Origin of the sequence: Cryobacterium sp. MLB-32 (genome assembly GCF_000738085.1) — a bacterium.
Taxonomy (GTDB): domain Bacteria; phylum Actinomycetota; class Actinomycetes; order Actinomycetales; family Microbacteriaceae; genus Cryobacterium.
Map to the genome: position 1 here is coordinate 1 of NZ_JPRS01000685.1, position 704 is coordinate 704.

Genomic DNA, 704 nt, shown 5'->3' on the forward strand with positions numbered 1-704 from the left:
TTTTCCCTGGGTGCGTGACGCGATTGAGGCGCGAGGGGACGCTTTGCCCGAGGTCTTCAATGTGTATCCGGAGATTGACGTCGAAGCTATTCTTGCCCTTCAGCCTGACCTGATCCTCGCCCCGCAGTCGGGTCTTTCGCCCGCTGATTATGCAACACTCTCCGCCTTTGCTCCTACGGTGGCGTTTCCGACGGACGCCTGGCGCACGGGCTGGGCGGACCAGATTTCTATCATCGGTACGGCTCTTGGCAAGCCCGCCGAAGCCGCAGACTTGATTGACAGCATTACCACTGAGTTGGCCGCTGCCGCAGCGGCGCATCCGGAATTTGCGGATCTTAGTTTCGCCTACGTTTACACGGCCGAGCCCGGGCAGCTCAACCTCTATCAGGCCGGTGACCCACGGGTGGACCTCATCACGGGACTCGGATTGAAAATAGATTCGACTGTGGCTGAGATCCCGATCACGCCCGGCACGTTTTCCTCAACCGTCGGTCTCGAGCGCGCAGACCTGTTGAACGACGTTGATGTGCTCTTTACCTGGTACAACGACACTGCGAACCAGAGCGCAATCGAAGCGCAACCCTTGTTCGCGCAGATTCCCGCGGTGACCCGCGGTTCCTACGTTCCCAATCCCGACAACCAGCTCGCGATGGCCTCAAGTATGGTCACCCCACTCAGCGTCCCGTGGGCGCTGAAAGCATACC

Annotated in this window: 1 protein-coding gene; it reads left to right on the forward strand. The window is 59.8% G+C overall.

Annotated features, from left to right (window positions below; genetic code table 11):
• Positions 1–61: 61 nt before the first annotated feature.
• Positions 62–704 (forward strand): ABC transporter substrate-binding protein (locus JF66_RS20890; protein ID WP_231556551.1); only part of this gene is annotated, 643 nt, incomplete at its 3' end.